This is a genomic window from Streptomyces sp. NPDC006385 (assembly GCF_040612485.1).
Taxonomy (GTDB): Bacteria; Actinomycetota; Actinomycetes; order Streptomycetales; family Streptomycetaceae; genus Streptomyces.
Genome location: NZ_JBEXQG010000010.1, coordinates 169,966 through 187,564 on the forward strand (window position 1 = coordinate 169,966; position 17,599 = coordinate 187,564).

At 70.9% G+C, this 17,599-nt stretch carries 17 protein-coding genes; 10 read left to right on the plus strand and 7 right to left on the minus strand.

What is annotated here, in order from left to right; translation table 11 throughout:
• The first annotated feature begins 224 nt into the window (after positions 1-224).
• From ABZ078_RS10990 to ABZ078_RS11005, 4 genes are read left to right on the plus strand one after another with little or no spacing between them, the layout of a single operon-like run.
• Positions 225-1,025: an ABC-2 family transporter protein gene (locus ABZ078_RS10990; protein ID WP_356573930.1), complete on the plus strand. Its 801-nt coding sequence runs from the start codon at positions 225-227 to the stop codon at positions 1,023-1,025.
• Positions 1,018-1,839, plus strand: a complete 822-nt coding sequence (locus ABZ078_RS10995; RefSeq protein ID WP_356573839.1) for an ABC transporter permease — start codon at positions 1,018-1,020, stop codon at positions 1,837-1,839. Before ABZ078_RS10990 ends, ABZ078_RS10995 begins: the two co-directional genes overlap by 8 nt.
• Before the next feature lie 46 nt (positions 1,840-1,885).
• The gene (locus ABZ078_RS11000; RefSeq protein WP_356573841.1) at positions 1,886-2,887 is read left to right on the plus strand and encodes an ABC transporter ATP-binding protein; all 1,002 of its coding nucleotides are present in this window, start codon (positions 1,886-1,888) and stop codon (positions 2,885-2,887) included.
• A gap of 33 nt (positions 2,888-2,920) precedes the next feature.
• Complete coding sequence (locus ABZ078_RS11005) at positions 2,921-3,613, plus strand: DUF1707 domain-containing protein (RefSeq protein ID WP_356573843.1); 693 nt, start codon at positions 2,921-2,923, stop codon at positions 3,611-3,613.
• Positions 3,614-3,699: 86 nt separating this feature from the next.
• On the opposite strand, the gene ABZ078_RS11010 is transcribed toward ABZ078_RS11005, so the two are convergent.
• Positions 3,700-5,037, minus strand: a complete 1,338-nt coding sequence (locus ABZ078_RS11010; protein ID WP_356573845.1) for an SGNH/GDSL hydrolase family protein — start codon at positions 5,035-5,037, stop codon at positions 3,700-3,702.
• Between the two features lie 232 nt (positions 5,038-5,269).
• Between ABZ078_RS11010 and ABZ078_RS11015 the strand changes: the two genes are divergently transcribed.
• A complete protein-coding gene (locus tag ABZ078_RS11015; protein WP_356573846.1) occupies positions 5,270-6,637 on the plus strand; it encodes a DUF445 domain-containing protein in 1,368 nt (455 codons plus the stop codon).
• A gap of 101 nt (positions 6,638-6,738) precedes the next feature.
• Complete coding sequence (locus ABZ078_RS11020; protein ID WP_356573848.1) at positions 6,739-8,328, plus strand: MFS transporter; 1,590 nt, start codon at positions 6,739-6,741, stop codon at positions 8,326-8,328.
• Between the two features lie 89 nt (positions 8,329-8,417).
• On the opposite strand, the gene ABZ078_RS11025 is transcribed toward ABZ078_RS11020, so the two are convergent.
• Positions 8,418-9,956, minus strand: a complete 1,539-nt coding sequence (locus ABZ078_RS11025; RefSeq protein ID WP_356573850.1) for an alginate lyase family protein — start codon at positions 9,954-9,956, stop codon at positions 8,418-8,420.
• Between the two features lie 275 nt (positions 9,957-10,231).
• Here ABZ078_RS11025 and ABZ078_RS11030 point away from each other — a divergent pair, with 275 nt between their 5' ends.
• The 3 genes from ABZ078_RS11030 (at position 10,232) to ABZ078_RS11040 (ending at position 11,752) form a co-directional block, all read left to right on the plus strand.
• Positions 10,232-10,594 carry a VOC family protein gene (locus ABZ078_RS11030; RefSeq protein WP_356573852.1) on the plus strand — a complete coding sequence of 121 codons (363 nt, stop codon included), beginning with the start codon at positions 10,232-10,234 and terminating at the stop codon, positions 10,592-10,594.
• 160 nt (positions 10,595-10,754) lie between these two features.
• The gene (locus tag ABZ078_RS11035; RefSeq protein ID WP_356573854.1) at positions 10,755-11,171 is read left to right on the plus strand and encodes an Hsp20/alpha crystallin family protein; all 417 of its coding nucleotides are present in this window, start codon (positions 10,755-10,757) and stop codon (positions 11,169-11,171) included.
• Positions 11,172-11,266: 95 nt separating this feature from the next.
• Positions 11,267-11,752, plus strand: coding sequence for a DUF2267 domain-containing protein (locus tag ABZ078_RS11040; protein ID WP_356573856.1), 486 nt, complete (start codon positions 11,267-11,269; stop codon positions 11,750-11,752).
• 163 nt (positions 11,753-11,915) lie between these two features.
• Here the strand turns inward: ABZ078_RS11040 and ABZ078_RS11045 are convergent, their stop codons facing one another.
• Together ABZ078_RS11045 and ABZ078_RS11050 are read right to left on the minus strand one after the other, a co-directional pair.
• Positions 11,916-12,422, minus strand: coding sequence for a hypothetical protein (locus tag ABZ078_RS11045; RefSeq protein ID WP_356573858.1), 507 nt, complete (start codon positions 12,420-12,422; stop codon positions 11,916-11,918).
• A gap of 70 nt (positions 12,423-12,492) precedes the next feature.
• On the minus strand, positions 12,493-13,350 hold the full coding sequence (locus tag ABZ078_RS11050) for an LLM class flavin-dependent oxidoreductase (protein WP_356573860.1): 858 nt from the start codon (positions 13,348-13,350) through the stop codon (positions 12,493-12,495).
• Positions 13,351-13,794: 444 nt separating this feature from the next.
• On the opposite strand from ABZ078_RS11050, the gene ABZ078_RS11055 reads away from it, so the two are divergent.
• Positions 13,795-15,399: a hypothetical protein gene (locus ABZ078_RS11055; protein WP_356573862.1), complete on the plus strand. Its 1,605-nt coding sequence runs from the start codon at positions 13,795-13,797 to the stop codon at positions 15,397-15,399.
• A 93-nt stretch (positions 15,400-15,492) separates the two neighbouring features.
• Here ABZ078_RS11055 and ABZ078_RS11060 read toward each other — a convergent pair whose 3' ends face one another.
• The 3 genes from ABZ078_RS11060 to ABZ078_RS11070 all read right to left on the minus strand — a co-directional run bounded on the left by ABZ078_RS11060 (position 15,493) and on the right by ABZ078_RS11070 (position 17,002).
• A complete protein-coding gene (locus ABZ078_RS11060; protein WP_356573863.1) occupies positions 15,493-15,702 on the minus strand; it encodes a hypothetical protein in 210 nt (69 codons plus the stop codon).
• A gap of 77 nt (positions 15,703-15,779) precedes the next feature.
• Complete coding sequence (locus tag ABZ078_RS11065; protein ID WP_356573865.1) at positions 15,780-16,385, minus strand: hypothetical protein; 606 nt, start codon at positions 16,383-16,385, stop codon at positions 15,780-15,782.
• A gap of 353 nt (positions 16,386-16,738) precedes the next feature.
• The gene (locus ABZ078_RS11070) at positions 16,739-17,002 is read right to left on the minus strand and encodes a hypothetical protein (protein WP_356573867.1); all 264 of its coding nucleotides are present in this window, start codon (positions 17,000-17,002) and stop codon (positions 16,739-16,741) included.
• Between the last annotated feature and the right edge of the window lie 597 nt (positions 17,003-17,599).

Below are 17,599 nucleotides of genomic sequence, written 5' to 3' on the forward strand. Positions count from 1 at the left end.
ACTCCTGTTTCGCGTCGTACGTTCCCGTACGCCTCGTACGCCTACTGCGCCCCCATTGAAGACTCTCGCACCCGGCGTTCCGTTCCCGGAAAACGACGCGTGCCCGCGAAAGTGAGCAGGCTCTCGCGCCCGGGTGGTTCCCGCCGAAATCGGCTGGCCGTGCCCGTCGCCCGGGCACTAGGCTCCTGCGCTTCGGTGCCGGTGGGGCGAGGAGGGCTGTGGATGTGGGCTCGGGGCGGTTGTACCTGGCCGTCGCGGCAAGGGGGTTCAGACGGTACGCGACCTATCGGGCGGCGACGGCGGCCGGGGTGTTCACCAACACCGTCTTCGGCGTGATCCTCGTCCACACCTACATGGCGCTGTGGGACGAAAGGCCGCATCTGGGCGGGTACGACCAGGCCCAGGCCGTCACCTATGTGTGGCTGGGGCAGTGCCTGTACGCCACCCTCGCCATCCAGGGCGGCGGTGCCGAGAAGGACCTGATGGAGCGCATCCGCACCGGGGAGATCGCCGTCGACCTGTACCGGCCGGCCGATCTCCAGCTGTGGTGGCTGGCGGGCGACGTGGGCCGGGCGCTGTTCCAGATGCTGGGGCGGGGTGTGATCCCGTTCGTGTTCGGCGCCGTCTTCTTCCCGATGGCGCTGCCGACGGACGTCACGCCCTGGGCGGCGTTCGTGGTGACGCTCCTGCTGGCGACGGTCGTCAGCTTCGCGATCCGCTACCTGGTGGCGTTGAGCGTGTTCTGGCTCATGGACGGCACGGGCGTGAACCAGGCCCTGATGATCACCGGGATCTTCTTCTCCGGCATGGTGCTGCCCCTGAACGCCTTCCCGGGCGTGCTCGGCGACATCGTGCGGGTGCTGCCCTGGGCGGCGCAGATCCAGATGCCGGCGGACGTGCTGATGGGGGAGACCGACCCGCTGCGGGCGTACGCCTTCCAGGCGGTCTGGGCGGTGGTGCTGCTGGTGGCGGGGCGGCTGCTCCAGTCGGCCGCGACCCGGCGGGTGGTGGTCCAGGGTGGCTGAGCGGGCAGTGCTCCGCGAGGGGCTGCGGGCCTACGGGCTGATCGCCGGGATGTGGGTGCGGTCGAGCATGACCTACCGCACGTCCTTCGTCGTCACGGTGCTGGGCAACCTGCTGGTGACCGGCCTGGACTTCGTGACGATCCTGCTGATGTTCTCGCAGGTCGACTCGCTGGGCGGCTGGTCGATGCCCGAGGTCGCCCTGCTGTACGGGCTGTCGGCGACGGCGTTCGGGATCGCCGATCTGGTGCTGGGCTCGATGGACGTCATGGGCGGCCGGATCCGGGACGGCTCGTTCGACACGCTGCTCGTGCGGCCCGCGCCGGTGCTGGCCCAGATCGGCGCGGACCACTTCGCGCTGCGCCGCCTGGGCCGGATCACGCAGGGCGCGGTGGTGCTGGGCTGGGCGCTGGTGGCGGTCGACGTCGACTGGAGTGCGGCGAAGGTGCTGCTGGTGCCGGTGGTGGTGGTCAGCGGTGCGGTGATCTTCTCGGCGTTCTTCGTGGCGGGCGCGGCCTTCCAGATCCTGGCGCAGGACGCCGCCGAGGTGCAGAACGCGTTCACGTACGGCGGTAACACCCTGCTGCAGTATCCGCCGACCGTGTTCGGCAACGACCTGGTGCGCGGCGTGACCTTCATGCTGCCGCTCGCCTTCGTCAACTGGGTGCCCGCCGCCCACCTGTTGGGGCGGCCGTACCCGATCGGCCTGCCCGGGTGGACGGCCTTCGCGTCGCCGCTGGTGGCGGCCGGGTGCTGTGCGCTGGCCGGTCTGGCGTGGCGGTCGGGGCTGAGGTCATATCGGAGTACGGGGAGTTAGCGAGCAGTCGATGGACGCTGTCACGGAGCCTTGCATGGACCCTGTCATGGACCCTTTCATTGAACTCGACCGTGTGGAGAAGGTCTTCGACGTACGCCGCAAGACCGGCTTCCTCAAGCGGGAGCGGCGGCAGGTACGGGCCGTCGACTCGATCTCCTTCACCGTGGGGCGCGGTGAGATGGTGGGCTACATCGGCCCGAACGGCGCCGGCAAGTCGACGACGATCAAGATGCTGACCGGCATCCTCACGCCGAGCGGCGGCCGGCTCCGCGTCGCCGGGATCGACCCGTCCCGTGAGCGGACCCGGCTGGCGCACCGTATCGGCGTGGTGTTCGGGCAGCGTACGACGCTGTGGTGGGACCTGCCGCTGATCGACTCGTACAAGCTGATGCACCGCATGTACCGCATCCCGGACGCCCGTTACCGCGAGAACCTCGACCGTCTCGTCGAACTCCTCGACCTCGGCGCGCTGTTGGACGTCCCGGTGCGTCAGCTCTCCCTCGGTCAGCGGATGCGCGGCGACATCGCGGCGGCGCTGCTGCACGATCCGGACGTGCTCTACCTGGACGAGCCGACGATCGGGCTCGACGTGATCTCCAAGGCGAAGGTGCGGGAGTTCCTGCGGGAGGTGAACGCCGAGCGTGGCACGACGGTGCTGCTGACCACGCACGACCTCCAGGACATCGAGCAGTTGTGCAAGCGGGTGATGGTCATCGACCACGGGCGGTTGATGTACGACGGTCCGCTCGCCGGACTGCACGAGGTGGGGGAGAGCGAGCGGATCCTGGTGGTCGACCTGGAGCGCGAGCTCCCGCCGATCGAGGCGGCGCCCGCGCGGGTGGTGAAGGTGGAGGGGCCGCGGCAGTGGCTGGCGTTTCCGGCGGACGAGTCGGCGGCGGCGCTGGTGGCGCGGGTCGCGGCGGAGTATCCGCTGGTGGACCTGTCGGTGCGGGAGCCGGACATCGAGGCGGTGATCGCGAAGATGCTGCATTCATTGGGGGACACCCCCAAACCCCCGCCCGAGCAGGCGGAGCGAGCGATCTCGTAGCCGCCGTGCGGGGTTGCTCGTAGGCTGCTGTACATGACCGACGATGCCGCGGAGCTTCGTGCCTCCGACGCAGATCGTGAACGAGTCGCCGAGGTCCTGCGGGACGCCCTCGCGGAGGGGCGTCTCGACATGGAGGAGTTCGAGGAGCGCCTGGACGCCACGTACCAGGCGCGTACGTACGGGGAGCTGGCGCCGATCACCCGGGATCTGCCGGTCGGTGCGGTGGCCGTTCCGAAGGCCGACATGGTCAAGCGAGCCGGGGCCGAGGACGGGACTTGGGCGGAGCGGATCGTCGGCGGCGAGGGGTCGTCGACGTGGGGCGTCGCCGTGATGTCCGGGTTCCAGCGCAAGGGGCGGTGGACGGCGCCGAAGCGGTTCACCTGCTTCAGCTTCTGGGGTGGCGGTGAGATCGATCTGCGGGAGGCGGACTTCGCGGACCGGGAGATCCAGATCAACTGTGTCGTGATCATGGGTGGGGCGCAGGTGATCGTGCCGCCCGGCGTCGAGGTCGTGGTGCGCGGGGTCGGGATCATGGGCGGTTTCGAGCACCGTGAGGAGGGGGTGCCGGGGGATCCCGGGGCGCCTCGGGTGATCGTGACCGGGTTCGCCTTCTGGGGCGGCGTCGGGGTGGAACGGAAGCTGACGCGGGCGCAGCGGCTGGAGCTTCGGGAGGAGCGGCGGCGGGAGAAGCTGGAGCGGAAGGCGCAGCGGCGGGAGCTGGACTGAGCCGGCGTTGGCTGCGGGGTGCCCGGCGTTGCTGCTGAGGCGGGGGGCGTCGCGCAGCCCGGCGCTACGGGGTGCCGCCTGCGCGCCTACAGCTCCGCCGGGGCCGCGCCCTTCAGGTCGTTCAGGTCGAAGGTCTCCGCCATGCGTTCGTAGCCCTTGTCGCTCGGGTGGAGGTGGTCGCCGGAGTCGTAGTCGGGGCGGAACCTGCGGGGGTTGTACGGGTCTCGGACCGCCGCGTCGAAGTCGACGACCGCGTCAAAGACCTTGCCGGCGCGGATCTCGGCGTTGATCCGCTGGCGTACGTTCTCGCGGGCGTCGGTGTAGCCGCGGTGGCCCTGGAAGGGCATCAGGGTCGCGCCGATGACCTTCAGGCCGCGGGCGTGGGCCTGGCGGACCAGGGTGCGCAGGCCGTCGAGGATGCGGTTCGGGTCGGCGAGGTTCGGGTTGCGCAGGATGTCGTTAACGCCGAGGTCGATGACGACGACCTTGACGTTCGTACGGGAGAGGACGTCGCGGTGGAAGCGGTCGACGCCGGCCTGGTTGTCCGCGGGGCGCCCGGAGCCGCTGGCGAGGATCTGGTTGCCGCTGATGCCCTCGTTGACCACGCTGTAGCGCGGCACGTCCTGGCCCGCCGCGACCGCCGCGCGCAGTCGGCGCGAGAGGAAGTCCGTCCAGCGGCGGTTGGCGTTCGGGGTGGACGTGATGCCGTCGGTCAGCGAGTCGCCGAAGACCACGACGGTGCCGTCGGACTCGTTGCTGAGGACGTCCAGCGCGGTCAGGTACCGCCAGGATCCGACCTGCCCGGTGTACGCCAGGCCGGTCGCGTCCTCGGTGAGGTCGCCCTCGGCGACGTAGCTGGTCTGGCGGGCGTGCGGGTGGAAGGTCACCGGGCCGGACGGGGTGGGGGAGTAGGTGGTGACCAGGACGTCGGCCCCCGCCGGGATGGCGAGGCGCACGGCGTCGCTCAGCACCTGCTGGCCGGGCGGGATGACGACCGTGGTGTTGCCGCCGAAGGTCAGCCTGCGCATGGTGTCCTCGATCGCCGCCGCGGTCTGGGGACCGGCGGCGAGGGCGATCGACGCGTGCGTGATCGTCAGCGCCGACTGGCCGTACAGGTTGGACAGCGTGATCCGGGCACTCGTACCGCCGACGCTGGTGTGCACGACGTTGCGTACCGAGCGGCCGGCCAGGCCCTCGACCTCGGTGCCGGGCTCGGCGCCGACCGGGGAGGCGGACCAGGCGCCGACCCAGATGCCGGTGGAGGCGGGGGCGACGCGGTTGCGCGGGCCGCTGTCGTTGGTGGGGATGTTCTTGCCGGTGGTGCTGCCGTCGCCGGAGGCGACTCCGACATAGATGGCGGCCGAAACCGCCACGATCAACGCGATGATCGCGGAAAGCAGGGCATAACCGTGACGCTTGGTCATGCGGTGCATGTCTCCTCGGGCGGATGGGAGCCCGAGGCTCCGATGTGATCACCTCATGATGCGTCATAAGGCGGAGGGGAGTTGCACGGACCCCCCATTGGGCCGCCGGACTTCATCTGGAGTTCGCCATCGACCTCCCCCCACCGAACAGACGCCGGGAACTCTTGGTTCGTTCCGGGAGTACGTCAGGAAGGGACAATGTGTGCGGGGGATCACTGGACGGGTGGAGCGGATGGAACGTACGAATCCGGATGAAACGGGAACGCGTGACGTAGAGCAGCATGCCCGGCTGGACGCGGCCGGTAACCGGCGCGTCCCCGCCTCGGCCGTACGTGCGATGACGACGTTCACCGCGGCTGACGAGGAGAAGCGGCGCGGGGTGCGCCGGATGAAGATCACCGCGACCGGCATGCTGGTGTTCGTGGCGCTGGTGTACGTCCTCGCCAAGTGGGCGTCGCACGAGGGCGCCGGCGCCTGGGCGGGCTATGTCGCCGCGGCCGCCGAGGCAGGCATGGTCGGCGCGCTGGCCGACTGGTTCGCGGTCACGGCCCTGTTCCGCCACCCGCTCGGCATCCCGATCCCGCACACCGCGATCATCCCCAACAAGAAGGACCAGCTGGGAGTCTCGCTGGGGGAGTTCGTCGGGGAGAACTTCCTCTCCGAGGACGTCGTACGACAGCGCCTGCGCGCCGTCGGCATCGGCAGCAGGCTCGGTGCCTGGCTCGCCGAACCGGAGCACGCGGACCGGGTGACGGCCGAGCTGGCGACCGCGCTCAGGGGCGCCCTGCGGGTCCTGCGCGACTCCGACGTCCAGGCGGTGGTCGGCGAGGCGATCACCCGCCGTGCCGACGCCCGCGAGATCGCGCCCGGCGTCGGCAAGATGCTGGAGGGGATCGTCGCCGACGGCGCCCACAAACGGGCCGTCGACCTGGTCGTGACGAGGGCGCACGACTGGCTGGTGCTGCACGGCGACGACGTCATGGACGCCGTGCAGGGCGGCGCGCCCGGCTGGACGCCGAAGTTCGTCGACAGGAAGGTCGGCGAGCGCGTCTACAAGGAACTGCTCCGCTTCTGCGCCGAGATGCGCGACATGCCCTCCCACCCGGCGCGCGGCGCCCTCGACCGGTTCCTCATCGACTTCGCCTCCGACCTCCAGTCCGACACCGACACCCGCGCGCGTGTGGAGCGCTGGAAGGGCGAGGTGCTGGCCCGCGGCGAGGTCCAGGACCTGATCGCGTCCGCCTGGACGGCCGTCCGCGCCATGATCGTGTCGGCCGCCGAGGACGAGCGCAGTGAGCTGCGCCTGCGGGTGCGGTCCTCCCTGCTCTCCCTGGGCGCCCGGATGGCCGCCGAGCCCTCGATGCAGAACAAGGTGGACCGCTGGGTCGAGGACGCGGCGGTGCACGTCGTGACGACGTACCGTCAGGAGATCACCTCCCTGATCACGGACACCGTGGCGAGCTGGGACGCCGAGCACACGACGAAGAAGATCGAGGCGCACATCGGGCGCGACCTTCAGTTCATCCGGATCAACGGCACGGTGGTGGGCTCGCTGGCCGGGCTGCTGATCTACACGGTGTCGCGCGCGCTGGGGGCGTAGGACCGCCCTCCTCAGGGCACCCGAACCGGGTTTCCGCTCGACGAGGAGCCCGATGACGAGCGATGACGAGCTCGACGAGGAGCTCGATGAGGAGGGAGCCCATGGCCACCGCGCAGGCCGAGACCGGCCGCACCGTGACCACCGACATCCCCGCCCGGCTCGACCGCCTGCCGTGGTCGCGCTGGCACTGGACGATCGTGATCGGTCTCGGCACCGTGTGGATCCTCGACGGCCTGGAGGTCACGGTCGTCGGCAACATCGCCCCGCGGCTCTCCGAGCCCGGCAGCGGACTGCCGATCACCTCCGGCCAGGTCACCGGTCTGGCCGCCGCGCTGTACGTGGCCGGTGCCTGTCTGGGCGCGCTGTTCTGGGGCCGTCTGACCGACAGATGGGGCCGCAAGAAGCTGTTCATGATCACGCTGGCGGTCTATCTGGGAGCGACGGCCCTGACCGCCGTCTCCTTCGACACCTGGTGGTTCTTCCTGTTCCGGTTCCTGACCGGATTCGGCATCGGCGGCGAGTACGCGGCGATCAACTCCGCGATCGACGAGCTGATCCCGGCGGAGTACCGCGGCCGCGTCGACCTGATGATCAACGGCAGCTTCTGGCTGGGCGCGGTCGGCGGCTCGCTGCTGTCGATCGTCGCGCTGAACACCGCGATCCTGCCCGCGGACGTCGGCTGGCGGCTGACGTTCGCGCTCGGCGCCGTCCTCGCCCTGGTGATCCTGCTGGTGCGGCGGCACGTCCCGGAGAGCCCGCGCTGGCTGATGATCCACGGACGCGACGGCGAGGCGGAACGGATCGTGTCCGCCATCGAGCGGCGGGTGGCGGCGGAGCGGGGCGAGCCGCTGCCGCGCCCCGAGGGCGAGATCACCATCCACCAGCGCCGGAGCGTGACGTTCCTGGAGATCGGCCGCACGGTCTTCTCGAAGTACCGCCAGCGGGCCACCCTCGGCTTCGCCCTCTTCATCGGCCAGGCGTTCCTCTACAACGCCATCACCTTCGGGTTCGGCGCGATCCTGACCCAGTTCTTCGACGTCCCCAGCGGCAACACCGGTTACTACTTCGCGGTCATCGCGGTCGGCAACTTCCTGGGCCCGCTGCTGCTAGGCAAGTTGTTCGACACCGTCGGGCGCCGGGCCATGATCTCGTCGACGTACCTGCTCTCGGGCCTGCTGCTGTTCGGCACGGCCTGGCTGTTCGACCGGGGCGCACTCGGCGCGGCCACGCTGACGGCCTGCTGGTGCGCGGTCCTGTTCTTCGCGTCGGCCGGCGCGTCGAGCGCCTACCTCACGGTGTCCGAGGTCTTCCCGATGGAGACCCGCGCGATGTCCATCGCCTTCTTCTACGCCCTCGGCACCGCCGCCGGCGGTATCAGCGGTCCGCTGCTGTTCGCCGACCTCACCGAGACGGGCAAGGTCGGCGACACGGTCCTCGCCTTCCAGATCGGCGCGGCCCTGATGTGCCTGGCGGGCCTGGTGGCGGCCTTCCTGGCGGTCCGCGCGGAACGCCGGTCACTGGAGGACATCGCCCGCCCGCTCACGGCGGTCGCGAAGCCGGCTCGGGCGGGGGCGCGGGCGGCGGGGGCTTCCGGGGCGGCTGGAGCCAATGGAGCCGCTGGAGCCGCTGGAGCTGCCGGGCCCACTGGAGCGAATGGAGCCGCTGGGGCCACCGGGGCCACCGGGGCGTAGGGACCGGACCGGTCCCGGCTCTCCCCCGGTAAAGAGCCGGGACCGGAGTTTGTGGCGCCCCGTGGGTGCCCTCCAGGACTCGACCGGCGCTACTCGGACTCGCGCCGCACCCGGTCCCGGCGGCGCAGCAGGAGCAGCCCGCCGGCCAGGGCGGTGATGCCGGTGGCGGCGGTCCAGCCGATGATGTCGTTCGAGCCGGTGGCGGCGAGGTCGCCGTCGGCGGCGGAGGAGGCGGACCCGGAGGGCGAGCCCGTGGCCCCGGTCTGAGGCCGCGTGTCCGACCCCGACCCGGACCCCGATGCCGACCCCGCCCCCGCACCGGCACCGGCACCGGCCGACGCGGCCGCCCCCGCCGAAGCCGACGGACTCGCCGCACCGCCCGCACCACCCGTGCCGCCCGCCCCCTGCGCCTTGTCGCGCGTGAACGCCAGCGTGCCGAAGCCCAGTTGGTCGTAGCCGCCGCTGTTGGGCCCGTAGTCCCCGCCGCCGCCCTCCGGGGCGGACTTCGCGGCGATCCGCGTGACGTACGACGCCGGCAGGCCCCGGCGCTTGGTGTAGTGGTTGGCGATCATCGCCCAGATCGGGCGGGTCATCGCCGGGTCCACGGGCGCGGCCTCCGTCACGGACTCCGACCCCGACCAGCCGTTCACCGCGCCCTTCCTGCGGGTGTTCGCGGTGAACGGCACCTCACCGCCCAGAGCCCACTTGGCCACGTACTGGGCGCCCTTGAGGAAGCGGCTGTCGTCGTAGCCGTACAGGTCGACGCCCTGGTTCCAGGCCATCTCGCAGAAGGTGCCCATCAGGCCGACGCCGAGCAGGGCGTGCCCCTGGTCGCGGCCGGCCTCCAGCCACTCGGCGAGTCCGTCGTCGTGCACCCGGGGGATGGCGTTCTTGATGGAGCCGAGGCCCTCACCGTGCTTGAAGTACTCGACGGCGCGGGCGACCTGGGCCCTGTCGTCGCAGAAGATGCCGGTGGCCAGGACGCAGCACATGGCGGTGAGGTCCCAGTTGGTCCAGTAGTTGCTGACGACGGCGCCGTTGTGTCTGACCAGGAAGTCGTCGCTGAGCGGGGCGAAGACGGTGGTCAGCATCTCCTGGAACCGGTCGAGCTCGAAGTCGGGGTGGTCGCGGACGAGTTCGGCGGCGTTGGCGATCTGGTAGCCGTACAGCCCGGCGGCCAGGAAGCGGTCGGCGCTGCCCTCCAGCCTGGTCAGCTTGCCCGACCAGGCGTTGAGGATCGCCACGGCGGTGTCGGCGTGGGCGCTGTCGCTGCTGACGTGGTGACGCAGGGCGTTCTGGTAGGCGGCGTGGACGTCGTTGTAGAGGATCTGGTAGTTCTGCGGCGAGCCCGCTCCCCGGTACACGACCGCCTGCGGGTTGGGTGCCCAGCCGCTCTGCGCGTGCCGGTTGGCGGTCAGCTTGGCGAACCCGGCCGTGTAGGGGGCGGCGCCGGCCTTCACCTTGGCGGCCATCCGGTCCAGGTCGGCGCGGGTGTGCAGGAGGCCGGGGTGCGCGTAGGTGCCGGCCGCCATGGCGGGGGCGGGCGTCACGGCCGTACCGATACCGACGGCTCCGGCTGCCGCGCCCGCGGCCTTGAGCATGCTCCGGCGGCTGATCTGTCGTGTCACGTCGTCAATTCCTCGCGTGCCTGCGGCTGGGGACGGTGAGGAGACGTGGGAAGACTGGGGGCGATAACAGAAAACCGACGCCGACCCAGGCGATCGAGATGCCGATGCGGCCGAACAAGGCCGATGACGCCGTGGCGCCGTGAGGCCGTGACGCCGTGAGGCCGTGGCACCGTGGCGCCGTGAGGCCGAATGACGCCGATGCGCCGATGCGCCGATGAGGCCGAGACAGGCGGTCGAGACGTCGAAGACACCGATGAGGAGCAGTGTCCGATCCGATGACCATCCGCAGAATCGTCCCCAACATCCAGGTCGCGTCCGAGGAACAGATGGAGACGAGCCGGGACTTCTACGGCCTGCTCGGCTTCGAGGAGGTGATGCACATGGGCTGGATGGCGACCCTGGCGTCCCCGGCCAACCCGACGGCCCAGATCAGCTTCTTCACCGAGGAACGCACCGGCCCCGTCGTCCCCGACCTCAGCGTGGAGGTCGAGGACGTGGACGCCGTGTACGCGCAGGTGGTGGCGTCCGGAGCCGAGGTCGTACGGGAGCTCCGGGACGAGGAGTGGGGCGTGCGGCGGTTCTTCGTACGGGATCCGAGTGGGCGGGTGGTGAATGTGCTGAGCCACCAGCGGTCGTAGCCGGTGCCGGACCCGGCCGGCCAGGCGCCCACCTTTCCGGCCGACGGGGAGTGCGACCCGGCGAACCTGAGTCGGGGCTTGTCAGGTTTTCGGCTCCGAGTTATATAAGAAGTCGTCAAGGGCATCGCACGACAGCGGCTCAGGAAAGGAGTGACCTGTGATGCTCATGCGTACCGACCCCTTCCGCGAGTTCGACCGACTCGCGCAGCAGGTCTTCGGCGCCACCCGCCCGGCAGCCATGCCGATGGACGCCTACCGTTCCGGGGACGACTTCGTCATCCACTTCGACCTGCCCGGCATCGACCCCGAGACGATCGAACTCGACGTGGAACGCAACGTGCTGAACGTTCGCGCCGAGCGCCGCACCCCCGCTCCGGAGGACGCGGAGCTGATCGTCGCCGAGCGCCCCGCGGGCTCCTTCACCCGCCAGCTTTTCCTCGGCGACACGCTCGACACGAACCGCGTCGACGCCTCGTACGAAGCCGGCGTACTGACCCTGCGCATCCCCGTGGCCGAGGAGGCCAAGCCGCGCCGCATCCAGATCACGGGCGGCGACCGCAAGCAGCTCGCCACCTGATCCGACCCACCGCACGAAAAGCGTCCCGCAGGCGGGTGCCACGGCCTGCGGGACGCGGCACACCCCAGCGCGCAACCGGAGGAGGACCCCGCACGATGACCATGACGACGGTGCCGGCCCCGACGACCCCGCCGACCCCGACGCTCCCGACCGCCCCGACGCGGGCCCGGATCGGGGACCGGCCCCGATGGTCCGAGCTGATCGAGGAGGTACGGCAGTCCGGGCAGTACCCGACGACGGCGGAGGCCGAGCGCGTCACCCGCATCGTCCTGTCCGCCCTCGGCGGCCATGTGATCGGCGACGAACGCGTCGAGCTGGCCAACGCCCTGCCGGAGGAGGCGGCCAGAGTGATCGCGTCCCAGATCCCCGCCACGCGCCCCCTCACCGCGGCGGAGTTCGTCGACTCGATCGCCGCCCGTATCGAGGGCGCCACACCGGCCACCGCCCGCTGGGACGTCAGCTCGGTCCTGAGCGTCCTGCCGAACCTCGTCGGCGACGACCTCTCCGACCGCATCCTGCGCGAACTCCCGCCCGGATACGCCCTGTTGTTCGGCCGAGCGGAGCTGGCACCGGCGCAGTGACGGCGGGTGCGGAGTCCTTGGCCGACCGAGGGGGAGCCCGCGGCCGGCGAAGGGGGAGTCCGCGGGCGGCGGAGGAGCCTGTGGCGGGAGGAGGGGGAGTGCGCGGCCGATTGAGGAGGCCCGCGGCCGGCGGAGCGTGAGTCCGCGCCGGTCAGGAACCCCCTCAACCCCCTTGCCGGTCCTCCCTCTTCCGCACCTCCGCCCGCGCACGCAGCTCCGAGACGTACCCCGCGCCGATGGCGCACCCCGCGGCCGCGAGGGCGAGGCCCAGCACGCCCGGATTGACGTACCCGGGCACGTCACCGGTGTGGTAACTGCCGCCGTCGCTCGTCTCGCACACGAACCCGAGCGGGATGTACGAGACCGCGTGGTCGACGATCTCGATGCCCTGCTGGTGCCGCTCCCCCCAGCCCGGCGTACGGCAGGACCGGGCCGGGGCCGAGTCGGTGCCGCCGTCCTCCGCCGTCATGACCGCGCCGGCGACGCCGAGCAGTCCCCACGCGTACAGGGCGCACGCGCCGGCGCCCGCGAGCGCCGCGAGCCCGCGCAGAACGCCGGGGGTGCCGGTGCGCTGTACGCCCCGTTCGGACAGGGTACGGGCGCCGTGGCCGCAGAGAGCGACCGCGATGATCACCGCGACCATGACGAACAGCAGGATCAGCAGGAACACGTGGCCTCCAGGTGGCACGGACGGGTGTGCCAAGTCCCCCAGGACGCGGCGTCGGTCAGAGGCAGCGGCGTCACAGCACGTCGGCCAGGCGGTCCACCTGGTCCGGGTCGAGTCCGTAGCAGTAGAGCATCACCTCGTCGGCGCCCAGGTCGGCGAAGGCGGTGACCGCGGCGCGGATCTCGGCGGGTGTGGTGAGCAGGCCGGCGACCATACGGTCGGCCATGCCGGTGAAGGCGTAGTACGCGTGCATCCGGGCGCGCGCGTCGTCGAGCACGTCCGGCGGGCCCAGCGCCACGTTCACCTGGGCCACGAGGCGGGGCTCGCCCTCGCGGCCGTACTCCTTCCAGAACCCCCGGACGGTGTCGAACAGTCCACCCGCCCAGGAGGGCGCCGCGGCCGCGAGGAAGCCGTCGCCCCAGCGCGCGACGCGTTCGAGCGCGGCGGGCTTGAAGCCGCCGAACAGCACCTGCGGGCCGCCGGGCCGGGCGGGCGCCGGACCGATCGGGCCGACGCCGTCGCCGTACGGATCGCCCCACCACAGACGGCACATGGTCGCCATCTGCTCATCGAGGCGGCGGCCCCGGGTGCGAAGGTCGACACCCGTCACCTGATGGTCGTCGTCCCGGCCGCCGATGCCCAGGCCGAGAACGAGGCGGCCCCCGGTCATCCGGTCCAGGGTGGCGGCCTGCTTGGCCAGCAGGGCGGTGTCGCGCAACGGGGCGAGCAGCACCTCGGTCTGGACGCGGACGCGTGCGGTGGCGCCCGCGAGGACGGCCAGGGCGACCAGCGGCTCGGGGTTGTCGTAGACGAGCCGGTCGAGCAGACCGAGCGTGCTGAAGGGACCGGCGTCGGCGCGCCGGGCCCAGGTGAGCAGGGTGGTGGGGTCGCCGATGGGCAGGCCGATGCCCACGTTCGTACCGACGTTCATGGAGGAGCCTCCGACATGAGGGGTCGACAAAGACAGTTGCCGCCCCTCCCGCACCTCGGTGAGCCTCTCGGCGAGGTGGACGCTCCTACTCTGCGGCGTGTTTCCGGGGAACGTCTCTTCGAGTCAACTCACCCTAGGGCGAGCCGGTTTCGCGGAACAAGCCGTTTGTGTGCGCGGAGTGTCGAATGTGTGACTCACGTCATAGAGGTGGCGAGGGAAGAAAGCGGATGCCGTGCCCGCGCTGCTGGCATGCTCATGCATGACTACTGGGGGGTAACCACCGTCTGGGCCGTCGGGCCGTCGGGCCGTCGGGCCGTCGGGCCTTCTGGGCCTTCTGGACCGTCGGGGCCGTCGGGCCGTCTGCGCACAGCGCCGGAACAGTCATGCCCTCCCACCGGTCACCTCCCGAAGCGCACCCCCATACACCGCTCCCGAGGAACACGCGTGCACAGACCCAGGCTCAAGAGACATGCCTTACTGACGGCGGTCACCATCGCGGCCCTGCTCACCGCCGGCTGCTCCACCACCTCCCCGAGCACCACCGAAACGGCGCCCACGACGGCGGACGAGAGCCCCGGGGCCGCCGCCGTCCAGGAGCAACTCGCCGTCGTGCCGGCCCCGTCAGGTACGGCCACCCCCACCGCCGTGGCCGACGCAGGCGAGGCAGGCGAGGCAGGCATGGCGAGGAGGTCCTCCCTCAAGGTCGCCTCGTACGACAGGGCGAGCGGACGGGCGGTGATCGCGGCGAGGTCCGCAGCGAAACCGACCACCGGACCGTCGTCCGGTTCAACTCCCGGTTCAACTCCCGGTTCAACTCCCGGTTCCCCGCCTGGTTCGGCAGACGCGCAGGCCAGTTCCCCCGCCACCCCCTCCGCTGCCTCCACCCCCTCCACCCAACCCCCGGTCTCCGTCGGCGACATCATCGCCAGTGCCCCCGCCCCGGGCGCCCCCGACGGAGTGCTGGCCGAGGTCACGGAGGTCGTGGGCACCTCGGAGGACGGCGCCACGACAGTCGAGACGGAACCGGCGAAGCTCAACTCCGTCCTCGGCGAGGGCAAGGCCGACGGCACCGTCCCGGTCGACCCGTCGGCCATCGAGGTCGACCCGCTCCTCCAGGGCGTCAAGGTCTCCTGGGCGAAGACCGGCGACCTCCACTTCGGCCCCGAGGGCGCGAAACTCCCGCTGGGCAGCCTGCGTATCGACGTGGGCGCGGCGGTCGCCACGGCCGAGGGCGCCCCGGCGTCGGCGGCGGCATCCGTCAAGGGCTTCGTCCAGCTCGCCCCCGAGGTGGCGTTCGCGTACGACGGCTCCGGCACGGGCACGGGCACGGGCGCGGGCGCGGGCACGGGCCGGGGCGCGGGCGCGGGTGCCTCGCCCGGCGGAGCCTTCCTGGGCCTGACCGGGGACTGGGCGTCCCAGTGGTCCCTGAAGGGCCGCGCGGCGGGGTCGACGGAGGGGCGGCCCCTGCGCATCCCCTTCGCGGAACTGCACGCCGACCCGGTGATCCAGGTCGGCCCGATCCCTGTCGTCGTCAATCTCGACCTGACCTGCTACATCCAGGTGACCGCGGACGGCCGGGTCACCGTCGACGTGGAGCAGGACCTCAAGGGTGACTTCCGCGTCGGCGGCACCTTCTCCTGGACCAAGGGCTGGACCCCGGTCAGCGAGTCCGACATGACGGGCGAGCCCCTGAAGGCCCGCGTCACGGCCGCCGGCGACGTCAAGGCCGCGCTGGGCGCCGAGGCCACCGTGGGCCTCTACGGCACCGTAGGCGTCACCGCCGACCTGGCCCCGTACATCCGCGCCCACGCCGACGCGTCGGCCGAGGGTTCCTCCACCGGCACCGGCACCGGCACCGGCACGGCGACAGGCACCTACGCCCTCTACGGCGGCGTGGACCTGACCGGCTCCCTCCAGCTCCAACTGACCATATTCGGCACGCCCATCCTCCAGAAGAGGATCCCGCTGGGCGCCCTGCACCACGAGTGGCTGCTGGCAAAGGGGGAGGGAACGGTGACAGCGCCACCCGCGACGAAGACGACCGGCTGACCGCCCCCCACGACCGCCCGTACGGGTGGACGTGCCACGGGCCGCGCCGCCACCGACGGCACCAGCGGCGCGGCCCGCGTCAGCCCTGCGACTTCAGTCGTCGGAGCCAGAGTTCGAGCCGGAACCGGAACCGGACCCCCACCCCTTGCGCCGTGAACTCCCCACCATCTCACTCACCGCCAGCGTCACGGCCGCCACGCCCCGCACCCACCGGGGCCCACCCCGCGACGCCCACACCACACAGACGCACCCTCCGACGACGAGCAGCAGGACGCCGACCAAGACGAGCACGATCACGCTCATCCCCCTTATTCGCTTCCGGTCCGCGCCATCCTCTCAGCCGCCACAAGCCGTCAGGCATTCGGCGTACATCTCGCCGATCAAGGAGTCCGAGGCATACGCCAGTACTGCCGCTGCTTCTCATCACGTACGACGACGCCGAGCCGCAGCAGCTCCCCGCGCAGCTCCCGGGCGTCCTCGGCGCCGTCGCCCTTCTTCCGTGCCACCGCACGAGCCTTCAGCAGCGCGTCCGCCCCCTCGGGCAAGCCGGGCATACCGGGAACCCAGCGCCTGAACTCCGCCCGGTGCGGATCCTCGTCCGCCCAGCGGTAACCGTGCTCGGCGAAGGCGTCGGCAAGCCGCCGCCAGGTCAGATGACAGTCCTCGCGCGCGATTTCCATGCCGTCCGGGCCGAGCAGCACGAGCTGCTTGCCGTCCCGCGCGGCCAGCGCGATCTCATGGCGCTCGAACTCCTGCGAGGCGTCCCTGACGGTGAGCACGACCCGGTCGCCGCCGAGCCTGACCCCCAGCGACTCGTGCACGGCCAAGAACCCCACGAACAGCCCCAGCAGCACCCCCACGGCAACGGCACCCATGGTCCGCCCGGGCTCCGAGACGGAGCTCAGCAACTCGGCCGGCCCCTTCAAGGGCGCCCAGCGCAGCGTGACGAGCCAGTCCGCGAGAAGGGGCGCCAACCAGCCGACCAAGACCCCGCACCCGACCCAGAAGAGCACTAGCACCCAGGCCGACTCCGCGACCAAGGTGGAGTCACGCTCACGCCCACGCTCACTCCGACCGACGCCCCGACGGCCCTTCTCCAATTGATCCCCCGTACTCCTCACGTCCCCCATGTGTCCCCCATACCTACGCTTCTGATCTCCGGCGCACGCGACCAGCGCCATTCTGAAGGGAAGCCGGACACGTTGTCGTCGGCCGATGGTCTATGCCGCCGCGACTTTGGTCGTGGGGCGGCGCACACAGCGGCGGGGCCCCGGTGCCGGGCATGTGCCCAGGCGCCGAGGCCCCATTTCAATGAGCTACGTGAAGAGATCTCCGTTGCTCAGTGGTGGCCGTGATGGCCGTGGTGGTTACAGTCGGAGCCGAAGTCGGTGACTTGCCCGCCCGCATTGCCCTCGCCGTTGAGCGCATTGCCCAGCAGACCGTTGAGCAGCCCAACCTGGCCGAGCACATCGACGTTCAAGTCGTGGGACTTACACCCACCATGCATCGCGACTGCACCCTGCGCGGTGGCGGGGCCGGCGGCTATGAGGGTGAGGCTACCCATCACTGCGGCCGCAACAGCGGCCTTCTGAAGCTTGCGCATTTCTCCTCCTTGGGTCGAGTCAGAGCGCACGATAAGTGATCCACTAAGCGCTCATTTGGGAGACTAATCCGACATCTCCCCCACCGCTCATCGGGACCGCCATCCGGGGAACTGACACCCAATCGGCTACGCCGACCATCGCCGGGGCCATGCGCCGGGCAGCGCGATCCACGGGCCCGAGCGCACCCGCGCCGACCGATACACCCAGGACCGCCTCCGCCCTGACACACCGTCGCGATGTGACGGGTCGAGACATTCCTTGGGGGAGCAGCAGGGAGGACGTCGACGCAGAACGGGCCGTAGTCCGGTCACCTCGGCCCGCCTGGAGGTCACTCCTTGCTCCAGAAGGCCGTCGCCCTGCCCATCATTCGCCTGGCGGCGCGTTAGCAACGCACGGCGAAACCAAGGGTGTTGAACGCATTGTCTTGGGGCGGTCTTGACGGTCGGTAATGTCCGTTTCGGTGGATACGAGTTCGGTATCCAGCGAGCCGTGGAAGTGCCGGAGAACTAGCAGAGGACCGACTGTCCTCTAGCGCTGAGGAAATTCCGGGTCGGCAGGCAGCGAGGGCGCCCACCAGCTCACCCCGACCGCCGCCC

What these genes read in the sequence shown, in the direction of transcription:
- ABZ078_RS11015 (WP_356573846.1), top strand. Translation starts at nt 5,270, where the DNA reads ATGGAACGTACGAATCCGGATGAAACGGGAACGCGTGACGTAGAGCAG.
- ABZ078_RS11000 (WP_356573841.1), top strand. Translation starts at nt 1,886, where the DNA reads ATGGACCCTTTCATTGAACTCGACCGTGTGGAGAAGGTCTTCGACGTA.
- ABZ078_RS11060 (WP_356573863.1), bottom strand. Translation starts at nt 15,702, where the DNA reads ATGAGCGTGATCGTGCTCGTCTTGGTCGGCGTCCTGCTGCTCGTCGTC.
- ABZ078_RS11050 (WP_356573860.1), bottom strand. Translation starts at nt 13,350, where the DNA reads ATGAACGTCGGTACGAACGTGGGCATCGGCCTGCCCATCGGCGACCCC.
- ABZ078_RS11010 (WP_356573845.1), bottom strand. Translation starts at nt 5,037, where the DNA reads ATGACCAAGCGTCACGGTTATGCCCTGCTTTCCGCGATCATCGCGTTG.
- ABZ078_RS11020 (WP_356573848.1), top strand. Translation starts at nt 6,739, where the DNA reads ATGGCCACCGCGCAGGCCGAGACCGGCCGCACCGTGACCACCGACATC.
- ABZ078_RS11070 (WP_356573867.1), bottom strand. Translation starts at nt 17,002, where the DNA reads ATGCGCAAGCTTCAGAAGGCCGCTGTTGCGGCCGCAGTGATGGGTAGC.
- ABZ078_RS11040 (WP_356573856.1), top strand. Translation starts at nt 11,267, where the DNA reads ATGACCATGACGACGGTGCCGGCCCCGACGACCCCGCCGACCCCGACG.
- ABZ078_RS11005 (WP_356573843.1), top strand. Translation starts at nt 2,921, where the DNA reads ATGACCGACGATGCCGCGGAGCTTCGTGCCTCCGACGCAGATCGTGAA.
- ABZ078_RS11030 (WP_356573852.1), top strand. Translation starts at nt 10,232, where the DNA reads ATGACCATCCGCAGAATCGTCCCCAACATCCAGGTCGCGTCCGAGGAA.
- ABZ078_RS11035 (WP_356573854.1), top strand. Translation starts at nt 10,755, where the DNA reads ATGCTCATGCGTACCGACCCCTTCCGCGAGTTCGACCGACTCGCGCAG.